The sequence below is a fragment of the Bacteroidota bacterium genome, from assembly GCA_016706865.1.
Taxonomy (GTDB): Bacteria; Bacteroidota; Bacteroidia; order Chitinophagales; family BACL12; genus UBA7236.
Window position 1 is genome coordinate 490608 of record JADJIS010000003.1, and the last position, 17935, is coordinate 508542.

The 17935-nt window shown below is 35.3% G+C and carries 15 protein-coding genes; 9 read left to right on the forward strand and 6 right to left on the reverse strand.

Annotated elements, in window-relative coordinates:
* Positions 1 to 139 precede the first annotated feature (139 nt).
* From IPI31_11705 to pdhA, 3 genes are read right to left on the reverse strand one after another with little or no spacing between them, the layout of a single operon-like run.
* Entirely contained in the window at positions 140 to 631 is a 492-nt protein-coding gene (locus IPI31_11705) for a 6,7-dimethyl-8-ribityllumazine synthase (GenBank protein ID MBK7568477.1), read from the reverse strand.
* Between the two features lie 6 nt (positions 632 to 637).
* The gene (locus IPI31_11710) at positions 638 to 1327 is read right to left on the reverse strand and encodes a tetratricopeptide repeat protein (GenBank protein ID MBK7568478.1); all 690 of its coding nucleotides are present in this window, start codon (positions 1325 to 1327) and stop codon (positions 638 to 640) included.
* 15 nt (positions 1328 to 1342) lie between these two features.
* The gene (gene pdhA / locus IPI31_11715) at positions 1343 to 2338 is read right to left on the reverse strand and encodes a pyruvate dehydrogenase (acetyl-transferring) E1 component subunit alpha (protein ID MBK7568479.1); all 996 of its coding nucleotides are present in this window, start codon (positions 2336 to 2338) and stop codon (positions 1343 to 1345) included.
* Between the two features lie 62 nt (positions 2339 to 2400).
* On the opposite strand from pdhA, the gene recF reads away from it, so the two are divergent.
* The 3 genes from recF to IPI31_11730 all read left to right on the forward strand — a co-directional run bounded on the left by recF (position 2401) and on the right by IPI31_11730 (position 4632).
* The gene (recF, locus tag IPI31_11720; GenBank protein MBK7568480.1) at positions 2401 to 3495 is read left to right on the forward strand and encodes a DNA replication and repair protein RecF; all 1095 of its coding nucleotides are present in this window, start codon (positions 2401 to 2403) and stop codon (positions 3493 to 3495) included.
* A gap of 9 nt (positions 3496 to 3504) precedes the next feature.
* The gene (locus IPI31_11725) at positions 3505 to 3795 is read left to right on the forward strand and encodes a DUF721 domain-containing protein (protein ID MBK7568481.1); all 291 of its coding nucleotides are present in this window, start codon (positions 3505 to 3507) and stop codon (positions 3793 to 3795) included.
* Positions 3796 to 3900: 105 nt separating this feature from the next.
* The gene (locus IPI31_11730) at positions 3901 to 4632 is read left to right on the forward strand and encodes a hypothetical protein (protein ID MBK7568482.1); all 732 of its coding nucleotides are present in this window, start codon (positions 3901 to 3903) and stop codon (positions 4630 to 4632) included.
* 102 nt (positions 4633 to 4734) lie between these two features.
* Here IPI31_11730 and IPI31_11735 read toward each other — a convergent pair whose 3' ends face one another.
* Positions 4735 to 5124 (reverse strand): hypothetical protein, encoded by a 390-nt coding sequence (locus tag IPI31_11735; GenBank protein MBK7568483.1) that lies wholly within the window; start codon positions 5122 to 5124, stop codon positions 4735 to 4737.
* A 256-nt stretch (positions 5125 to 5380) separates the two neighbouring features.
* On the opposite strand from IPI31_11735, the gene IPI31_11740 reads away from it, so the two are divergent.
* The 4 genes from IPI31_11740 (at position 5381) to IPI31_11755 (ending at position 9632) form a co-directional block, all read left to right on the forward strand.
* Complete coding sequence (locus tag IPI31_11740; GenBank protein MBK7568484.1) at positions 5381 to 6148, forward strand: phenylalanine 4-monooxygenase; 768 nt, start codon at positions 5381 to 5383, stop codon at positions 6146 to 6148.
* Positions 6149 to 6952: 804 nt separating this feature from the next.
* Complete coding sequence (locus IPI31_11745; protein ID MBK7568485.1) at positions 6953 to 7645, forward strand: MotA/TolQ/ExbB proton channel family protein; 693 nt, start codon at positions 6953 to 6955, stop codon at positions 7643 to 7645.
* Positions 7645 to 8046, forward strand: a complete 402-nt coding sequence (locus IPI31_11750) for a biopolymer transporter ExbD (protein MBK7568486.1) — start codon at positions 7645 to 7647, stop codon at positions 8044 to 8046. Before IPI31_11745 ends, IPI31_11750 begins: the two co-directional genes overlap by 1 nt.
* Before the next feature lie 668 nt (positions 8047 to 8714).
* Positions 8715 to 9632: a hypothetical protein gene (locus IPI31_11755; protein ID MBK7568487.1), complete on the forward strand. Its 918-nt coding sequence runs from the start codon at positions 8715 to 8717 to the stop codon at positions 9630 to 9632.
* A gap of 188 nt (positions 9633 to 9820) precedes the next feature.
* Here the strand turns inward: IPI31_11755 and IPI31_11760 are convergent, their stop codons facing one another.
* A complete protein-coding gene (locus IPI31_11760) occupies positions 9821 to 11965 on the reverse strand; it encodes a T9SS type A sorting domain-containing protein (GenBank protein ID MBK7568488.1) in 2145 nt (714 codons plus the stop codon).
* Positions 11966 to 12213: 248 nt separating this feature from the next.
* Here IPI31_11760 and IPI31_11765 point away from each other — a divergent pair, with 248 nt between their 5' ends.
* Entirely contained in the window at positions 12214 to 13482 is a 1269-nt protein-coding gene (locus IPI31_11765; protein MBK7568489.1) for a replication-associated recombination protein A, read from the forward strand.
* A gap of 296 nt (positions 13483 to 13778) precedes the next feature.
* Here the strand turns inward: IPI31_11765 and IPI31_11770 are convergent, their stop codons facing one another.
* Positions 13779 to 15323 (reverse strand): glycosyltransferase family 39 protein, encoded by a 1545-nt coding sequence (locus tag IPI31_11770; protein ID MBK7568490.1) that lies wholly within the window; start codon positions 15321 to 15323, stop codon positions 13779 to 13781.
* A 280-nt stretch (positions 15324 to 15603) separates the two neighbouring features.
* Here IPI31_11770 and IPI31_11775 point away from each other — a divergent pair, with 280 nt between their 5' ends.
* Positions 15604 to 17820: a family 16 glycosylhydrolase gene (locus IPI31_11775; GenBank protein MBK7568491.1), complete on the forward strand. Its 2217-nt coding sequence runs from the start codon at positions 15604 to 15606 to the stop codon at positions 17818 to 17820.
* Positions 17821 to 17935: the final 115 nt, after the last annotated feature.

The window sequence follows — 17935 nt, forward strand, 5'->3', positions numbered from 1 at the left end:
TCCAATGTTGTGGCTTCCCGAAGACCTCTCCATTGTGCAGCAGTTTCCTAATCAATTAAAACATTACAAATCCGCGCAATCCGCGAAATCCATAATAATCCGCGATTCCAATGTTGTGGATTCGCGCAATGTTTGCATGCTAAATCAACCTCTCACGAAGTGCAGCCATTTTGAGAGCTGTAACTGCTGACTCATCCCCCTTATTTCCATATTTGCCACCAGAGCGATCTAATGCCTGTTGTTCATCATTTGTAGTGAGCACACCGAAAATAACCGGTGTGGAATAATCAATACTTAAATTCATAATGCCATGCGCTACTGCAGCAGCAATATAATGATCGTGTGTAGTTTCCCCTTTAATGATGCAACCTAAACAAATAATTGCATCCAATTCCTGCGATTCCAATAATAATTGAGCAGCCTGAGGTAATTCAAAACTGCCCGGAACATACACCGTAATAATATTTTCCGACTTTGTATTATATTTTAATAATGAGGCGTGACAACCCTGATATAATTTTTCGGTGATCACAGAATTCCATTCAGAAACAACAATTCCGAAACGAAATTTTTCGCCAGAGGGAACTGTTTCTTCACGAATATGTGAAAGATTCTGATGTTTAGAGCCCATTATTATTTATTCACCAAGTTTGGTTTCAGCATATGAAATATCGCTGTCGATATTCATTCCTTCCGGTGAAAGTGGATAGAGTTGTTTTATTTTTCTATACATTTCCAAAGCACCTTTTAAATCATTTTCCTCCGACATAAGATCGCCGGCGAATTTATAATATAAAGGACTTTGCAGATTATTATCCGCCGATTCTCCGGCTTTAATATATAGATCAATTGCTTTTTTATATTCTTTTTTATCGGCATACATATGACCTAATAATTCATACGTTTTTCCTGCAATTTCGTCGGTGCCTGGTTTGTAGGCTTCCAGTTGTTTTATTGCATTGTCAATATCGTTATTTTTCATATAACAAACACCTGCATAATAATGAGCAAGATTTCCTGTAGGAGTATTACCATACTGATCAATTATACTCAAAAATCCCATTGTAGCACCATCGCCATTTAATGCGAGGTCGATGGAATCTTTCATAAAATAATTCTGTGCTCCGGAAATTGTATTCTGTGCATCAGCTACACGCGGCTCCATGTATAATTTTTTATAACCGAAATATCCGCCTATTCCAACAACAATAATGGCAAGTACACCAATTATCATATTGCGGTTCTTCATGAAGAAGTCTTCCACATTTAAATAGGTTCCCTTTTCTTCTGCGGGAGTTTCTTCAGTTATTTTTTTAATTTCTGCCATAACGTATTTTATAAATTAGTCTTTAATAAATGGGTAATCTTGTTGCATATAAATATCTTCAAATATCGCATCATCCTGCGGATATGGAGATTCTTCCGAAAACTTCACACATTCCTCAATTTCTTTTTCAATGCGTTCATGCATATCATCAATCTCTTTCTGATTTGCATATTTTTTATCCAATATTTTCTGCAAAGTAGTTTCCAAAGGATCGCGCATTTTATATTCTTCCACCTCTTCCTTTTTTCTGTATTTTGCAGGATCGCTCATGGAGTGACCGCGATATCTATATGTTCTTATTTCTAAAAATGTTGGACCTTCTCCGTTTCTCGCTCTTTCCACCGCTTCATAAATAGATGCGTGCACTGTTTCCGGTTGCATACCATCTACGGGATAAGAAGGCATATCGTATGCAGCGCCAATTTTATACATGTCCAATTGATTTGTGGAACGTTCCAAAGAGGTTCCCATTGCATATCCGTTGTTTTCACAAATAAATACTACGGGCAATTTCCACAACATCGCCATATTGAAGGTTTCATGCACAGAACCCTGACGAACTGCTCCATCTCCAAAATAACAGAGACAAACATTGCCACTTCCCTTATATTGCTCGGCAAATGCTATTCCGGCACCCATTGGAATTTGAGCTCCAACTATTCCATGTCCTCCAAAAAAATAATTTTCTTTTGAGAAAAAGTGCATAGATCCACCCTTTCCTTTGGTGCATCCGGTAACTTTTCCAAACAATTCTGCCATGGCCGCATTACAACTTATTCCTTTTGCAATCGCTAATCCGTGGTCGCGGTAAGCAGTGATAATTGGATCTTCATGCTTAGTGGCACTAATGGTTCCGGCAGCAATTGCCTCCTGACCAATATATAAATGACAAAACCCTCTGATCTTTTGCTGCCCGTACAATTGCCCTGCTTTTTCCTCAAAGCGACGCATTTTGTACATCAGTTCATACCATTCGAGGTAGGTTTCTTTTGTTATTTTTGAGCGATCCATGTATCTTCTTCGAAAATTCGAAGTGCAAAGGTAAGAAAAGCGGGTTACAATTTAAACAAACAGTGTTTTTAACAGGTATTCACATCCTTCAATACAAGAACTACGGCGAGGTTTCCGTCAGTTTTGAGAACAAATTCTGCCTTATCAATGGTTTGAACGGCTCCGGCAAAACAAATCTCATTGATGCAATTCACTATTTGTGTATGTGTAAAAGTTATTTTACCCGCTCCGATCTTAACGTTCTTAACCATGGATCGGAGTTTTTTCGTTTGGATGGTGATTTTATGTTGGGGGATGAAAAAACCAGTATTACCTGCAAGTTCACGAAACAAAAAAAGGAATTTCTAAAAAACGGAGTTGTTTACGATAAACTCAGTGATCATATAGGAAGTATTCCCGTGGTAATGGTGGCTCCCGATGATATTGGCATAATTAACGATGGGAGCGAGGAGAGGAGGCGATTTTTAGATGCTGCCATTGCACAGGTGAATAATATTTATTTGCAGAGATTAATCACCTATAATAAAATATTGCTACAGCGCAATTCGCTATTAAGAAATTTTGGTAACACAGAATTTCCCGATGAAACTTTATTAAATGTTCTTAGCGGACAACTTGCAGGGCATGGTGATTTTATTTTTGAGGAAAGAAAAAAATATCTGGATGCATTTTTACCGGTATTTTCAAACTTATATGGATTGATTTCCGAAGAAAAAGAAGTAGGATCCATAGAATATATTTCCAATTTATCCATGGAAAATCATATACAATTATTAAGGGAAAGTTTGCGGGAGGATATAAATGCACAGCGCACCACAACCGGAATTCACAAAGATGATATTCGTTTTTCCATCAACGAAAATTTGTTGCGCGATATCGGCAGTCAGGGACAAATTAAATCATTTCTCATTGCGTTAAAATTGGCGCAATTTAAAATGATGTATTTGTTAACCGGAAAAAAAGCGATCTTGTTATTGGATGATGTTTTTGAAAAACTGGATAAACGCCGGCTCGAAATATTATTTAAAATTTTATCCACCGAAGAATTCGTTCAAATATTCATCACCGATGCCGATGAACACCGCAGCGTTGAGTTTTGTGAAGAACATTTGGAAATATTTGATCATTTTAACGTAGTTAACGGAACAATTCACTAAATTTAATCTGTGAAAAAGGACAACGAAAAAGAAATAGGTAAAGAAATAAAACTTTTATTCAAAAGTTACCATCTCGACGAAAAGATCGCAGAAGTTCGTATTAAAGAACTATGGGAAACCATCATGGGTAAAAGCATAAAAAATTACACCACCGGTATGCATTTGTATAAAGGCGTATTAACAGTATTCATCGAATCAGCTCCCTTAAAACAAGACCTCAAATTTTCTAAAGAAAATATTATTGCACGCATTAATGAGGAGTTGGGGGAGAGGATGGTTAAGGACATAATCATAAAGTGAGTATTTAGTATATAGTATTTAGTAGTTAGAGTTTACGCCAAGGAGATTTTAGATAGATGAAACTATTTTTACCTTCTAATAAATATCGTTAAATTCGTTTATCACATGAAGCTATACATTTTTCTTATTCTTTTATTTCATACATTAAGTTCACATTCACAAATATTTAATGGTCCTGCTGATATGTATGGAGGCGATAAAAAACAAATAAAGGATTCATTAAAGGCAGTAGAAAAAAGCTCAAAATTATATGTGGTACCTGCAATTTATTTAGTGAATTCCAGCGATTTAACCAAACGTATTGAATTAGAATCAAATATTGGATTTAGTGTTGAATATGCAGAGGCTGTCAGCGATACTTTGTATAATATGAAAAAAACTGAAGTTGGAGGTTTTATTAAGTCGATTGATGATGATTTTTTTGTAATGAATGTTACCAGTGTAACTTTTAATTATTTAGATACTGTTGATAACAATTATTATGATTATATCAGAACAGATCAGTATAATACTGTACTACCTGATTATAGTCGTATTGATCTTTCAACTCAACCCATAATAACACGACAAAGTGGCTTCCAAATGGGAATGGAGAATTTTGCTGGTGCTGCATTAACAATTTCCTCTATTTCGGCCCTTTTAATTTCTCCGTTAATCAGCATTCGTTATAAAGAAGGAGGATTTAATTCCAATCTCTATTTTAAAGCCGCAGGATTCAGTCTTCTAGGCGCAGCTTTAACAATCCCGCTATTTATTTATTCAAGGGAAAGGCATTATTTAATTCAGCCTAAAGGGACGGTTTCTAGCGGTGATTACTGGTATCTTGAGGAGCAGTAGGTGTTACCTAGTTTATAGTATTTAGACCCAGGCCAAAATATTTTCCGATCAAATGTACTTATTTTACCCCATTTGCGCTAACACATTTCTTCTATACTTTTATTAAACAAAACTATGTTTTTCTGCAACAAACTTAATAAACCAGATCGAAAAAATTATATAACTAATATTAATTATCGAATAAATTATCTTTCTACTTATGGATAATTTTTTGCAATTCGCAATGAAACGAAGGTCGCCGTCATTTTTACCATAAAATTTAATATTAAAAACGTAAATTGCTATGAATCCTAAAAAAAGTATTATTTTAAATTCTGACCCGAACTGAACTAAATAGAGAAAAAGGGTAAAAAGGTTTAATATCTGTGGGATCGTCAAAAAAAATATGGTTATGCTGGAATGACGATCCTTATCCATCCACCATATATTTTTAATGGGTACATAAAACATATAAAAATAAAATTCATACAATTCCTTTAATATATTTATCATCAGAGGACATCCATTTAATTATATTCAAATTTTCATACGTATTGTAATAAAAGTTTAAAATAATATTTAAGTATTAATTCGAAGCAATTCGCTTCAATGTTTCAAACTGCCCACTGCCCACTGCTCACTGTTGACTTGTTACATACTTCAAAAATGTGAAACCTTTGTTAACTATTACACCTTTATTACAAATATATGCAACATCCCACCCCTTTTTTCCGTAAATTAGCGTTTGATAAAGAACACAGCCGAAATTATGGAGAATCTAACAATAGAAAAATTAACCCAGGACTATACACAATACACCCCCGAACATTTTAAGGTTTGGGAAATACTATTCGATCGCCAAATGGCCTTGTTAAAAGATCGTGCGGCTCAGGTGTTTATGGATGGCATTGAAACCATTCACTTTACTGCCGACTCCATTCCGAAATTCGACGAATTTAATATCAGATTAGACACACTTACAGGATGGAATGCAGTTGTGGTGCCCGGACTCATCGGCAACAAAGAGTTTTTCGAATTACTAAAGAACCGAAAATTCCCTGCAAGCACCTGGTTGAGAACCATGGAGCAATTGGATTATCTGGAGGAACCTGATATGTTTCACGATGTATTTGCCCATCTTCCGCTTTTAACCAATAAGACATATTGTGCATATTTATACGGCTTGAGTAAAATAGCACTCAGTTATATCGATAATCCCGTGGGAGTAGAACTTATTTCAAGAATCTACTGGTATACCGTGGAGTTCGGCTTAATTCGCGACAACGGATTGTTGCGCATTTATGGTTCCGGAATATTATCCTCCCAAGGCGAAAGTATTTATTGTTTAAAATCAGGAATTCCCTCCAAACGATTGGATTACAATCCCGATAAAATTTTAGATACTCCTTATATCAAGGATAAATTTCAGGCAACCTATTTTGTAATAGATTCCTGTCTCGATCTTTTCGAAAGTCTCCCCGACATTGAACAAGGAATTATCAAAAGAATCGAACATCCTGAACTCTTTATTCCCTGAACATCCAATTTTTTTGGTGATGCGTGGTAAAAAATAATAACCACAAAGCACAATGGAACACACAAGGGACACAAAGTGTTATTTGTATTTATAGTGTTCTTTGTGGGTTTCCTTGTGTCCATTGTGGTAAAAAAAAATAACCACAAAGCGCACAATGGAACACACAAGGGACACAAAGTGTTATTTGTATTCATAGTGTTCTTTGTGGGTTCCCTTGTGTCCTTGTGGTAAAAAAAATAACCACAAAGCGCACAATGGAACACACAATGGACACAAAGTGTTATTTGTATTCATAGTGTTCTTTGTGGGTTTCCTTGTGTCCATTGTGGTAAAAAAAAATAACCACAAAGCGCACAATGGAACACACAAGGGACACAAAGTGTTATTTGTATTCATAGGGTTCTTTGTGGGTTCCCTTGTGTCCCTTGTGGTAAAAAAAAATAACCACAAAGAGCACAAGAGAACACACAAGGGACACAAAGTGTTATTTGTATTCATAGTGTTCTTTGAGGGTTCCCTTGTGTCCCTTGTGGTAAAAAAAAATAACTCTATCGCATTTGAGCACACCGGTATCTTTTATTAAATTTGAGTTAGCACAATAATTTGGCACAAGATTTCGTATTTGTGTGTAATATGAATAAAAACCACGTTGCCGGATGTTTATAATACTGTACATCAGGCAATTACTTAACTAATAAGTTATACGATTATAGCCAATATCTCTACGCTTTTAGCTGTTTATTTGTATTTATAATTTAGGCAAGCTGAATCAATATTGTAAATTTATTTAAATAGATACTAATTATGGTTTTATCATTCATTCTGCAGATACAAGACACAGCTGTGTCAACACTTACCACTCCCGCTGTTGAACCAGTGGAAAAATTGAGAATATTTGAACTTCTTGCAAAGGGTGGTCCGGTAATGATACCGATCGCAATTTTGTTGGTGATCACAATTTATGTTTGGATATATAAATTTATCACCATAAATGCACAATCAAAAATTGATAACAGATTAATTCCGCAGGTAAGAGATCAACTCGTTTTAGGAAATTTAAAGTCTGCAAAAGGATATGTAGCAAATGTAAATACTTCCGTAGCCAGAGTTGTTGACACAGGTTTGGACATGGTTGGTAGTCCGATGAATGAAGTGGAATCCGGTTTGGAAACTGCTTCCAATATCGAAATTCTGGAAATGGAAAAACATATGGGTGTGTTGAGAATTGTTGCAGGTATAGCTCCCATGCTCGGATTTATAGGAACCATTGCCGGTGTTATCACTATCTTTTATGATATATCCACAACAAATGATATCAGTATCTCTGTAATCTCCGCAGGTTTATATCAGAAAATGATCACCAGCGGTTTCGGATTGCTTACAGGTATTATCGCATATGGTGCATTTAATTTACTTACGATGAAAATTGAACGTTTTGCATTGAGATTGCAACGTGCAGCTTTCGATTTTATACGTATCATTAATACTAAAGAATAATGAAAATAGGAAGAAAAAAACATTACGATCTCGAAGTGTTTTCATCAACGATGAACGATATCATGTTCTTCCTGATGTTATTCTTTTTGATCATTTCCACTTTGGCAAATCCCAATGTGATAAAAGTATTACTGCCGCAAAGCGGAACTACAGATACCTATAGCAAACAAGATGTAACCCTCACCGTTAATGCTGCAAAAGAATATTTTATTGACGATCGCCAAGTGAGTTTCGACATGCTCGAAATGGAACTCAACAACGCAACAGCTAACTCTGCAGAAAAAGTAGTTGTACTTCGCGCAGATGCAACATTAACTATTCAGGATCTTGTGGATGTGCTTCAAATTGGAGCTAAGAATCATGTGAGGATTGTTATGGCTACGGATAAGAGTAATTTCTGAGGGGAAATAGGAAGTAGGAAATAGGAAGTAGGACATAGGATTGACATAGGACATGGGAAATCGGACATAGGATTTGATTTGATTTTAATTGAGAATTAATTTCTAATTGGAGATTTTTTTCAGGCCGTAAATTATGCCTCGGAGGAGTGAGGCTCTCGCTCTTCGCGAGGGTCTCACTAAAGGTATAGAAAGCAGAAAGGACATGGGAAATCGGACATAGGATTTAATTTGATTTTAATTCAGAATTAATTTCTATTTGGAGATTTTTTTCAGGCCGTAAATTATTCATCGGAGGAGTGAGGCTCTCGCTCTTCGCGAGGGTCTCACTAAAGGCATAACAATACAACATAGGGATAGAAAAAGACATGTCATATCAAAATTTCGCCAGAAATTTAAACTCCTATTTTGGTATCAGGAATCAAGTATCAGGAAAACAAACTCAGTGATTTGAAAAAAAATCGAAGAAATTTCAACTCCTTTCTCATTTCTCATATTTTGGTATCAGGAATCAAGTATCAGGAAACACATAATAGTGTTTAGCAAAATTTCGCCAGAAATTTAATCTCCTTTCTCCTCTCTCCTCACTCCTTTTTAAATTTGATCTAAATTACCGAAATTTGGTGAAAATTGACCAAACCCTCTTAACTATAACCTAAACCACACTACTCATGAAATTTTCACTAAAATTTATTTGCATTATTTTTTTATTTTCTATTAATTTATTAGTGTATGGGCAAATAAAAGTTCATTATTATTCAAAATCAGTGTTTGCAGAAAACATTGAGACGTTAAAGAAAACTACTTTGGTTTTTGTGGTCACAGATAACTATAAAGATTCTTTAGATGTAATTGAAAAGGCCTTAGAAAAATCTTGGACACTAACAAAGTACGAAGTGATCACATACGATGAGTTAAAATATTATGTGAATGAAGATGGATATTCTTACATGAAAATGCAAGGATTTCTTGCTACTCCCAAAATTTTATCAACTGTGTATTTTGAATTACAATTAAAAGTAGAAAACTCAGATAAGACTAAAATAACGTGGAAACCGATTGCTTACATGAACCTATATATTGATAGGACAAATAATACGGAAGGAATTGAAAAGGGAGAAGAATATCTTTATGAAATACAATATCATAATTATAATGCCGGTTTTTTAAAATTATTTGTGAAGACGATAAATGACTATATTCTTGCAGGAAAACCTATAGGCGAATTTGATACTGATATATCTATCCCTTCTGAGGTCGAAAAATTAAAAATGGATACCTTATATATTCCGGACTACACATTGAAATTGTCTAAAAAATACGTAAGCGAAAGTAAATTTAAGGTCAGAAGTCACGAAGAATTTCTTGAGGATTATCCTTATGAGGCCACAATATTGAGCGCAGATGAGTTAGGTAATAAAATTTTAAATGGCTCTATTGACTATGCACTTATTTATACGAGTGATAGTGAATTAATTTCTTTTATGGTTTACAACGTTAAAACCGGTGAATTAATTTATGGAAAATTTTTAGAGTTTAAGGAAAATCTTAAATCGAAAGATCTTTTAGATATTTTTGAGGAAAATTAGAAGTAGGACATAGGACCTAGGACATAGGACCTAGGACCTAGAACATGACAAGGACATGACAAGGACATGACAAGGACATGACAAGGACAGAAAAGAGTGGGGTAAATTTCGCAAGAAATTTAAACTTCTTTTCCAATATTCCTGCCTCTGAGTAGTAAGACATACACTTTAAATTATTCTACTTAAGCTTATTGCTTCACAAATTTTTGCGACCATGAATTCATTCCATCTTCTATTTTAATTATATAAATACCACTTCCAACATTTTGCAAATCGATAATGAAACTGTTTTCAGATGTAATTATTGTTTGCAGAATTTGACCTATCGCATCGGTTAAATAAATTGATTTTTCGGTAGAGAAATCTGTTTCGATCGCGATGTAATTAAATGCAGGATTTGGGTATATTGAAAAAGTATTTTCTACTGTATTGTTAGCTTCTCTGCATGGCACACTCACAGTAATTGTATTTGAATTTTTGAAACAACCGGTAGCTATTTTTGTTACACGGCATTTATAATTTCCGGTGGTAGTGGCTATATAGTTTGTTGATGTTGCACCGGATATTACTGATGCACCTTTGTACCATTGATAGCTGCTTGCTCCTACAGGAACCTCGGTTAAGGTTACACTTCCTCCTGCACAAAAGGTAGTTGCACCCGTTGCGGTTATAGATGCACCGGGGTTTTTATTTACAATTACTGGAATTAAAGTTGAAGTTGCTGTGCCACATATACTTGTTGTTTCACATGTATAATCCCCTTTTTTAGTAACTGTATACGAGGTACCGGTTGCACCTGCAATATTTACTCCGTTCTTTTTCCACTGGAGAGATGTGCCAGAATGTATTGCAGTTAAAACAACAGAACCTCCCTGACAAAACGTTGTAGCTCCGCCGGCAGAAATGGAAATGGTTAACACAACTCCATCATCAATTATTCCATTGCAATCATCATCCAAAGAATTACATGTTTCCGGAAAAGGTGTGCAAGCAGGTCCAACCAGTTTTACAACCCAATAATCACTACCACCTAAGTTTGCTTCGGTTTTATCACCGGAAATTCCGGATTGTGAGTATCCCCCGAGAATATATCCGCTATCAGTGGTTTGTTGGAGGGTAATCAGATAATCATAATGACTCCCTCCAATGGTATTCTGCCATTCGATGGCACCAATGCTGTTTATTTTCACTACCCAATAATCATTAGCACCCAACAATGTTTCAGTTTTATCACCGGAAATACCAGAAAAGGAGTATCCCCCCATAATATATCCACCATCGGTGGTTTGTTCGATGGATATCAGAAAATCATTATTGTTCCCACCAATGGTATTTTGCCATTCGATTGCTCCGCTGCCGTTGAGTTTCACTACCCAATAATCATAATCACCCAAGGAAGCTTCGGTTTTATCCCCGGAAATACCAGACCCAGAGTATCCCCCCAGAATATAACCGCCGTCGGTGGTTTGTTGAATGGAAAACAGCAAATCATCACTGCTCCCCCCAATAGTATTCTGCCATTCGATTGTACCGCTGCTGTTGAGTTTGACTACCCAATAATCGGAAATACCACCCAAAAATGCTTCGGTTTTATCACCAGAAATTCCGGAATTAGAGTATCCACCAAGTATATATCCGCCATCGGTGGTTTCTTGTATAGGAAAAAGGAAATCATCACCGCTTCCCCCAATTGTATTCTGCCATTCGATTGCGCCGATACTGTTTAATTTCACTACCCAATAATCATCAACACCCAACGATGCTTCGGTTTTATCCCCTGAATTACCGGAAGTGGAATATCCCCCCAGTATATATCCGCCATCTGTGGTTTGTCGGATTGAACGCAATTGATCATCATGACTACCTCCAATGGTATTCTGCCATTCGATCGTGCCGCTGCTATTTAGTTTCACTACCCAATAATCACCCAAACCCACTGAACCTTCGGTTTTATCGACCGAAATACCAGAATAGGAATATCCCCCTATTATATATCCGCCATCGGTGGTTTGTTGGATGGTAGCCAGATAATCTCCAGCTCCTCCGCCTATAGTATTCTGCCACTCAATAGTGCCGCTACTGTTAAGTTTCACTACCCAATAATCATAACTACCTGATAAGAGTTCGGTTTTGTCACCGGAAATACCGGAGCTGGAGAATCCACCTAGTATATATCCGCCATCGGTGGTTTGTTGTAAAGACCGCAGATAATCAAAATTACTCCCTCCAATAGTATTCTGCCATTCGATTGCAGGTGCCTGTGCAAATAAGTAATTAGTAATAACTAAGAAGAAGGAAAAAATCAGCGGCGATATTAATTTCAGTTTATTCATGTGTTTTATTTTTTAGGTGGGAATATTTATTATTTAATAAATTTTTGACATATTCGTTATCATTAATGTTTATTTAAATATAAAACATGCAGATGCGAAATTGAATTTTATAATGCACTTCGGTTTAAAGACTGGATTTTAGACAAATATCGTTGTTTTTAAATTCCTGTGTAACTTTTTGATCATTCGTAGGTTAGCATAATATACTATTGAACATTCTTCACCCAATTTTCCCCTAACTTTACACCATGTTATTCAACACAATTCCACTCGCCGAACGCCTTCGCCCCAAAAACCTCGATGAATTTATTGGGCAGCAGCATTTAGTGGGGGAGGGACAGGTTTTGCGGAGGATGATACAAAGCGGAAAATTGGTTTCCATGATATTCTGGGGACCACCGGGAGTTGGAAAAACCACTCTCGCCAATATTATAGCAAGATCGGCAAACCTTCCGTTTTTTTCGCTGAGTGCAGTTTCTTCGGGGGTTAAGGATGTGAGGGAAGTAATTGAAAAAGGAGAACGTGGCGGAAAAATAGTTTTATTTATTGATGAGATACATCGTTTTAATAAAGCACAACAGGATTCGTTGTTGGGTGCAGTGGAAAAAGGGACCATTTTATTAATTGGTGCCACTACGGAAAATCCTTCCTTTGAAGTTATTTCCGCATTATTGTCGAGAAGTCAGGTATTTGTATTAAAAGAATTTACCAAAGAAGACTTACAGCAATTAATTAAACGCGCAATTACGGAAGATGAAATATTATCCAAACGAAAAATAATTATTGAAGAAGAAGAGGCGCTTTTACAATTAAGTGGAGGTGATGCAAGAAAATTATTAAACCTGCTCGAATTAATTGAAGAATCTGTAGCCGAAGAAAAATTAATTATTACCAATGATCTCGTAAAACAAATTGCACAGAAAAAACTTGTTTTATACGATAAGAATGGCGAACAACATTACGATATCATTTCCGCATTTATAAAAAGTATGCGCGGAAGTGATCCTAATGCTGCGATATATTACATGGTGCGCATGATAGAAGGAGGGGAGGACCCGAAATTTATAGCCCGACGCATGTTGGTGCTTGCAAGTGAGGATATTGGAAATGCAAATCCCAACGCTTTATTATTAGCAACAAGTTGTTTTCAGGCAGTCACCATGTTAGGTTATCCCGAATGCCGACTAACCCTCGCACAAACCGTTATTTATCTGGCAACCTCACCAAAAAGTAATGCCTCTTATGTCGCTTTACAAAATGCCACCAATATTGTAAGAGAAAAAGGTGATCTGCAAATTCCTTTACCCATAAGAAATGCTCCCACCAAATTAATGAAGGAATTAAATTACGGTAAAGAATATAAATACGCCCACGACTACGAAAATAATTTCACCGAAATGGAATTTCTCCCCGAAGAAATAAAAGGCACAAAAATTTTCGAACCCGGAAATAATGCGAAGGAGAATGAGATGAGGAGGTTTTTGAAAGAGCGCTGGGGGGATAAGTACGGTTATTGAGACACGGGATATGGGACACGGGATATAGGACACGGGACACGGGACACGGGACTGGACATAGGACATTGGAAATGTGACATAGGAATCCAAAATTGTATCGGGTATAATGTATCAGGAAAGCAATTGGTGGGATTTGCAAAAATTTCGCAAGAAATTTAAACTCCTTTCTTGTGAGTATCAAGTATCAGGTATCATGTATCAGGAAAACAAACGGTGGGATCAAATCAAATTTCGAAGAAATTTAAACTCCTTTCTCCTTTCTCCTCTTTCCTTTCTCCTCTCTGCTCTCTCCTCTCTCATTTTTGTTTTTTATTTATTATTTGTATATCATTATCTTCCACAATATATTCCGGAAGTTTTTGACTGTCGAAGCTTTCAAATGCTCCAAGTTTGTAACCCATGTTTTTAAGTGAGTCGATAGTATTTTCTGGAGGAAACCAGGCATAAACATTTTTAGAGGAATAAAACATTGCATCTATTTCACACATCGATTTGCAATTAAAAATAATATCAACATCCGGGGCGATATTGTCGATCTCTCTATAAATTGCAGTGTTCCATAACTTCAAGTCCTTTTCGTTTTCAGTATACATGCTTTTGCCTTTAACATGGGAGAATTTGATGTCTCTAAATGAAATGATATATGCAGAAATTCCAAATAAGGTGACAAATAAAAATGCATACTTAATATAATTTTGTTTAAAAAAATCTGAGATATAATCAATCACTACAATGAGTCCCTTGCTGAAGATCAAAATTATTAGTGGAGCAATATAGTATACATAGGAATATGATTTGGACTTCGCAATGCTAAAAACAACATATACGATTATTATGCAAGTAATAAATGAAATCCATAATGTTTTATTTTGCCCCTTTCTGAAAATGAATATTAACCCTAGAATAAGTAATAGTATGGAAAATTGTCCATACTGCTGTAAATATAAATTTAAATAATGATACCATTCTCCGGAATGTCCTTCCAAAACTTCCGTGAAATGTCTTTTATTAAATTCGTATTCATAAGCACTTTCTAATGGCCATTTTTTCCAAACGTAAATCTGCCACGGCATAAATGTCAGGAAACTAAGCAATAATGCACCTGTAATTTTAAGATATTCTATATTTTTATGTATAATTAATCTATCGAGAAGCGAATGAATTCCCCAAACACCAAATATGAACAATCCCGGAAGCCATTTATTTAATATCGCAATTCCGGAAAATACGCCAATTCCCACAACATAAATAATACTCCCTTGTTTCAAATATTTTAAATAACACCAAATACTTAAAGTGGTATAGAACATAAATGATATATCATTATGATCCATGCCAATTACTCCGGCCGTTTGTTCTAACTGGTAAAATGAAAAACAAAACATCAGAGCGGCAGCAAATCCCACCTTTTTATTAAATAAATAGGTCCCCATGCTTAAAATAAGAATAGTAGCGAGCGCTCCCATGATTACACTAGGCAACCTTACGGCAAATTCAGTTGGACCTAGTAATTTAATACTCGCAGCAATTTGCCATAAAAAGAAAGGTTGTTTGTGTACCCAAATGTGATTTCCTGTCCACGAAGTATAATCATATGGTAAGACCGGTTCAGTTCTTAACATGGGTTTAAATGGATGTTCAGCCATGTTTTTACCAACAAGAGCATGATATCTTTCGTCATAATTATGTAAATAATTATCCTGCTCCGCAATAAACACTCTAATAAGAAAGGCACTTGTAAAAAGAAATAAATACATACCTGCTTTTATGTTTTTCAACATAAAAATAAATGCGATCATGCCTGATAAAAATGATAAATATATTAAATAGTCCTTTTCCATTAATTTTTATTGTATTAAAATTGGATGTTCCCAATTCTAAATGCGGGTAATGCTATAAAATATTTCAATTTGTAAAATTACAAAATAAGATTTGAAGGAAAACCTGAGCGCCCTAGCAACTGCATTTTTAACATGAATAAAAGTCTGCTAAACTGCATGTGATTAAAAACTAGATTACACCAATATGTATATTTTTTACTACACTGTATAAATACTACTTTTTTTCTTTTAGAATGTTTGATTATCTTTAATTGAATTAATTAATATTAAAGTGAGACCTATGAAACTCCAGTTTTTAATTCTTCTTCTTTTTTATCCTTTGTTTTCCTTCACTCAATGTAAGTTGGATTACAGTGGTTGGGGAACTCCGGTTTTTGAGGACGATTTTAATTATACCTCTATATCAGAATTATCACCCAAGTGGCTTTTTGAATACTATGGGGGAATTAGAACTCTTAATTATGATAGTGAATGGGGAAACATAGAAGATGAATTGTATTTTCCAGATCAATTTGAATTACCCGGTGATGGAACTGTTAAAATAATTGCGGAAAAACTGGATACTCAGGAACCCTATTTTTGGGATGGCAATTTTCTAGGTTTCTATCATTATCATTCAGGATTACTTCGTGCAAATTATGCTAATAACGCGTGCAGTGGTTATGGACAAACACATGGTTTTAATTATGGTTTATATGAGATAAGATGTAAAATGCCCTCTCAGTCGGGCATGTGGGCAGCATTTTGGCTGCAATGGGGCCCCACTGAATTTGATATTGTAGAGTTATTTAATGAAGAAACATTTACCGCAAGAAGGTTTCTTTCCAATGTATTTAATCATAATGAGTCTTATAGTTCTAGTGTTAATTTTTTATATGGTGCTGATGATGATCTATCAGATGATTTTCATACTTATTCCTTAGTTTGGATTCCTGCCATTGGTGCAAATCCACCACAAGCAACGTTCTTTTTTGATGGTTATGAATTATATACTGTAAGGGCTCCGGAAGTTCCCGGAAATGTTTGCCCTTTAGATATGCATATTAACCTTGCTGTACACAGAGATAATGATCCGGCCGATTATGGAGATTTTATAATTGATTATGTTAGGGTTTACCAAAAAACGGATTATTCAGCGCCATACAAGGAAGAAGAAACATACATGAGTGCTCCGCTTGATTATTCATTTAATCCTGGAAGAGCAGCTTTTAACGGTAAAAATACTATTGCCGTAAATTCTAACGATACCAGGGTTTATTACAGAGGTATTGATAATAAGATGCATTTATATACCTGGTTAAATGCAACCAATAGTTGGCAAAATAGTTTACTTTACCTTGCAGATGTATCGGAAGATCAGAAAATTTCAGGTGATATTGTTGCCTCAGGAACTAATACCGTATTCTATAGGGGAGAGGATGAATATTTACAAAGTTATAGTAAAGTTGATGGTGCTTGGAAGCATACTTTTTTAGGAGTGTCAGACTCAGACCCCTTAACACATAGAGTATCTTCTTCTAACAAATCAATATCAATGGGACCAGATGGGAATGTTTATTATAGAGGAGCAGATAATAAAATTCATAGATATTATTATACTGATGGAATTTGGGAGCATGAATGGATCGACAACACCGTTCCCACTTTAGAAAGAGTTTCTGGTGATATCGCAGTGGCGCCGGATGGAAAGATATTTTATCGCGGTAATGATGGTTTTATTCAATACTACTCATTTAATGGTACGATATGGCAACATTTTTGGATCGAATCAAATACAGCTGATGTTTCAACAAAAATATCAAGTGAACCTAATTCCCTTGCAATTTCAAATGACAATAAAGTTTGTTATCGCGGCACGAATAATAAAATACACAGATATATTAATTCTGGTGATGCCTATGTTCATTCGCAAATTACAGTACCATTTGTTGATTATCAAGTAAAGGGCAATTTACAATTAGGTAATAACGGGGAAATTTATTTTTTAAATGACGAAAATTATATTCGTTATGTAAAACCTGGTCTGGTTGTTTGGAAAATGTATGAAATTGAAAATAAAACTTGGTATGATCCAAGGATATCACCCTATTTTACTGCTGCCGGAGTAGGTAATAAAATTTATTGGCGACATGAAGATGGTGACATTTTTAATTATTATTTTGATGTATGTGAAAATTTAAATCCCGTTGAACAAACCTGGATCTGCGAACCCTATTGCGAACCAATATTTAAACATGCGAATACCAGTTTCAACAAAGACTTGCAAATTGAGATTTATCCAAACCCAAGTTCAAATTTTTTAAATGTTGAATTTACCCAATTAATGCCGGAAATGATAGTAAATATATACGGTTTGAACGGTGAAAAAATTTATTCGCTTTCATACAACAATATCTACAACCTGACAATAGATGTATCTGCAATTTCTAATGGTGTTTATTTTATTGAATTTATTACTAATGAAAACACAATAGTTAAAAAGTTTATTAAAGAATAGGGGGGAAAGGGGAAATAGGAAGTAGGAAGTAGGAAATAGGACTTACTTATCTTAGGTCCTACGTCTTCCTACTTCCTACTTCCTACTTCCTATTTCACATTTTTCCTTACCTTTA

Coding starts and splice junctions, on each gene's coding strand:
- IPI31_11705 (MBK7568477.1), bottom strand. CDS start 631: ATGGGCTCTAAACATCAGAATCTTTCACATATTCGTGAAGAAACAGTT.
- IPI31_11710 (MBK7568478.1), bottom strand. CDS start 1,327: ATGGCAGAAATTAAAAAAATAACTGAAGAAACTCCCGCAGAAGAAAAG.
- pdhA (MBK7568479.1), bottom strand. CDS start 2,338: ATGGATCGCTCAAAAATAACAAAAGAAACCTACCTCGAATGGTATGAA.
- IPI31_11730 (MBK7568482.1), top strand. CDS start 3,901: ATGAAGCTATACATTTTTCTTATTCTTTTATTTCATACATTAAGTTCA.
- IPI31_11735 (MBK7568483.1), bottom strand. CDS start 5,124: ATGATAAATATATTAAAGGAATTGTATGAATTTTATTTTTATATGTTT.
- IPI31_11740 (MBK7568484.1), top strand. CDS start 5,381: ATGGAGAATCTAACAATAGAAAAATTAACCCAGGACTATACACAATAC.
- IPI31_11745 (MBK7568485.1), top strand. CDS start 6,953: ATGGTTTTATCATTCATTCTGCAGATACAAGACACAGCTGTGTCAACA.
- IPI31_11750 (MBK7568486.1), top strand. CDS start 7,645: ATGAAAATAGGAAGAAAAAAACATTACGATCTCGAAGTGTTTTCATCA.
- IPI31_11755 (MBK7568487.1), top strand. CDS start 8,715: ATGAAATTTTCACTAAAATTTATTTGCATTATTTTTTTATTTTCTATT.
- IPI31_11760 (MBK7568488.1), bottom strand. CDS start 11,965: ATGAATAAACTGAAATTAATATCGCCGCTGATTTTTTCCTTCTTCTTA.
- IPI31_11765 (MBK7568489.1), top strand. CDS start 12,214: ATGTTATTCAACACAATTCCACTCGCCGAACGCCTTCGCCCCAAAAAC.
- IPI31_11770 (MBK7568490.1), bottom strand. CDS start 15,323: ATGGAAAAGGACTATTTAATATATTTATCATTTTTATCAGGCATGATC.
- IPI31_11775 (MBK7568491.1), top strand. CDS start 15,604: ATGAAACTCCAGTTTTTAATTCTTCTTCTTTTTTATCCTTTGTTTTCC.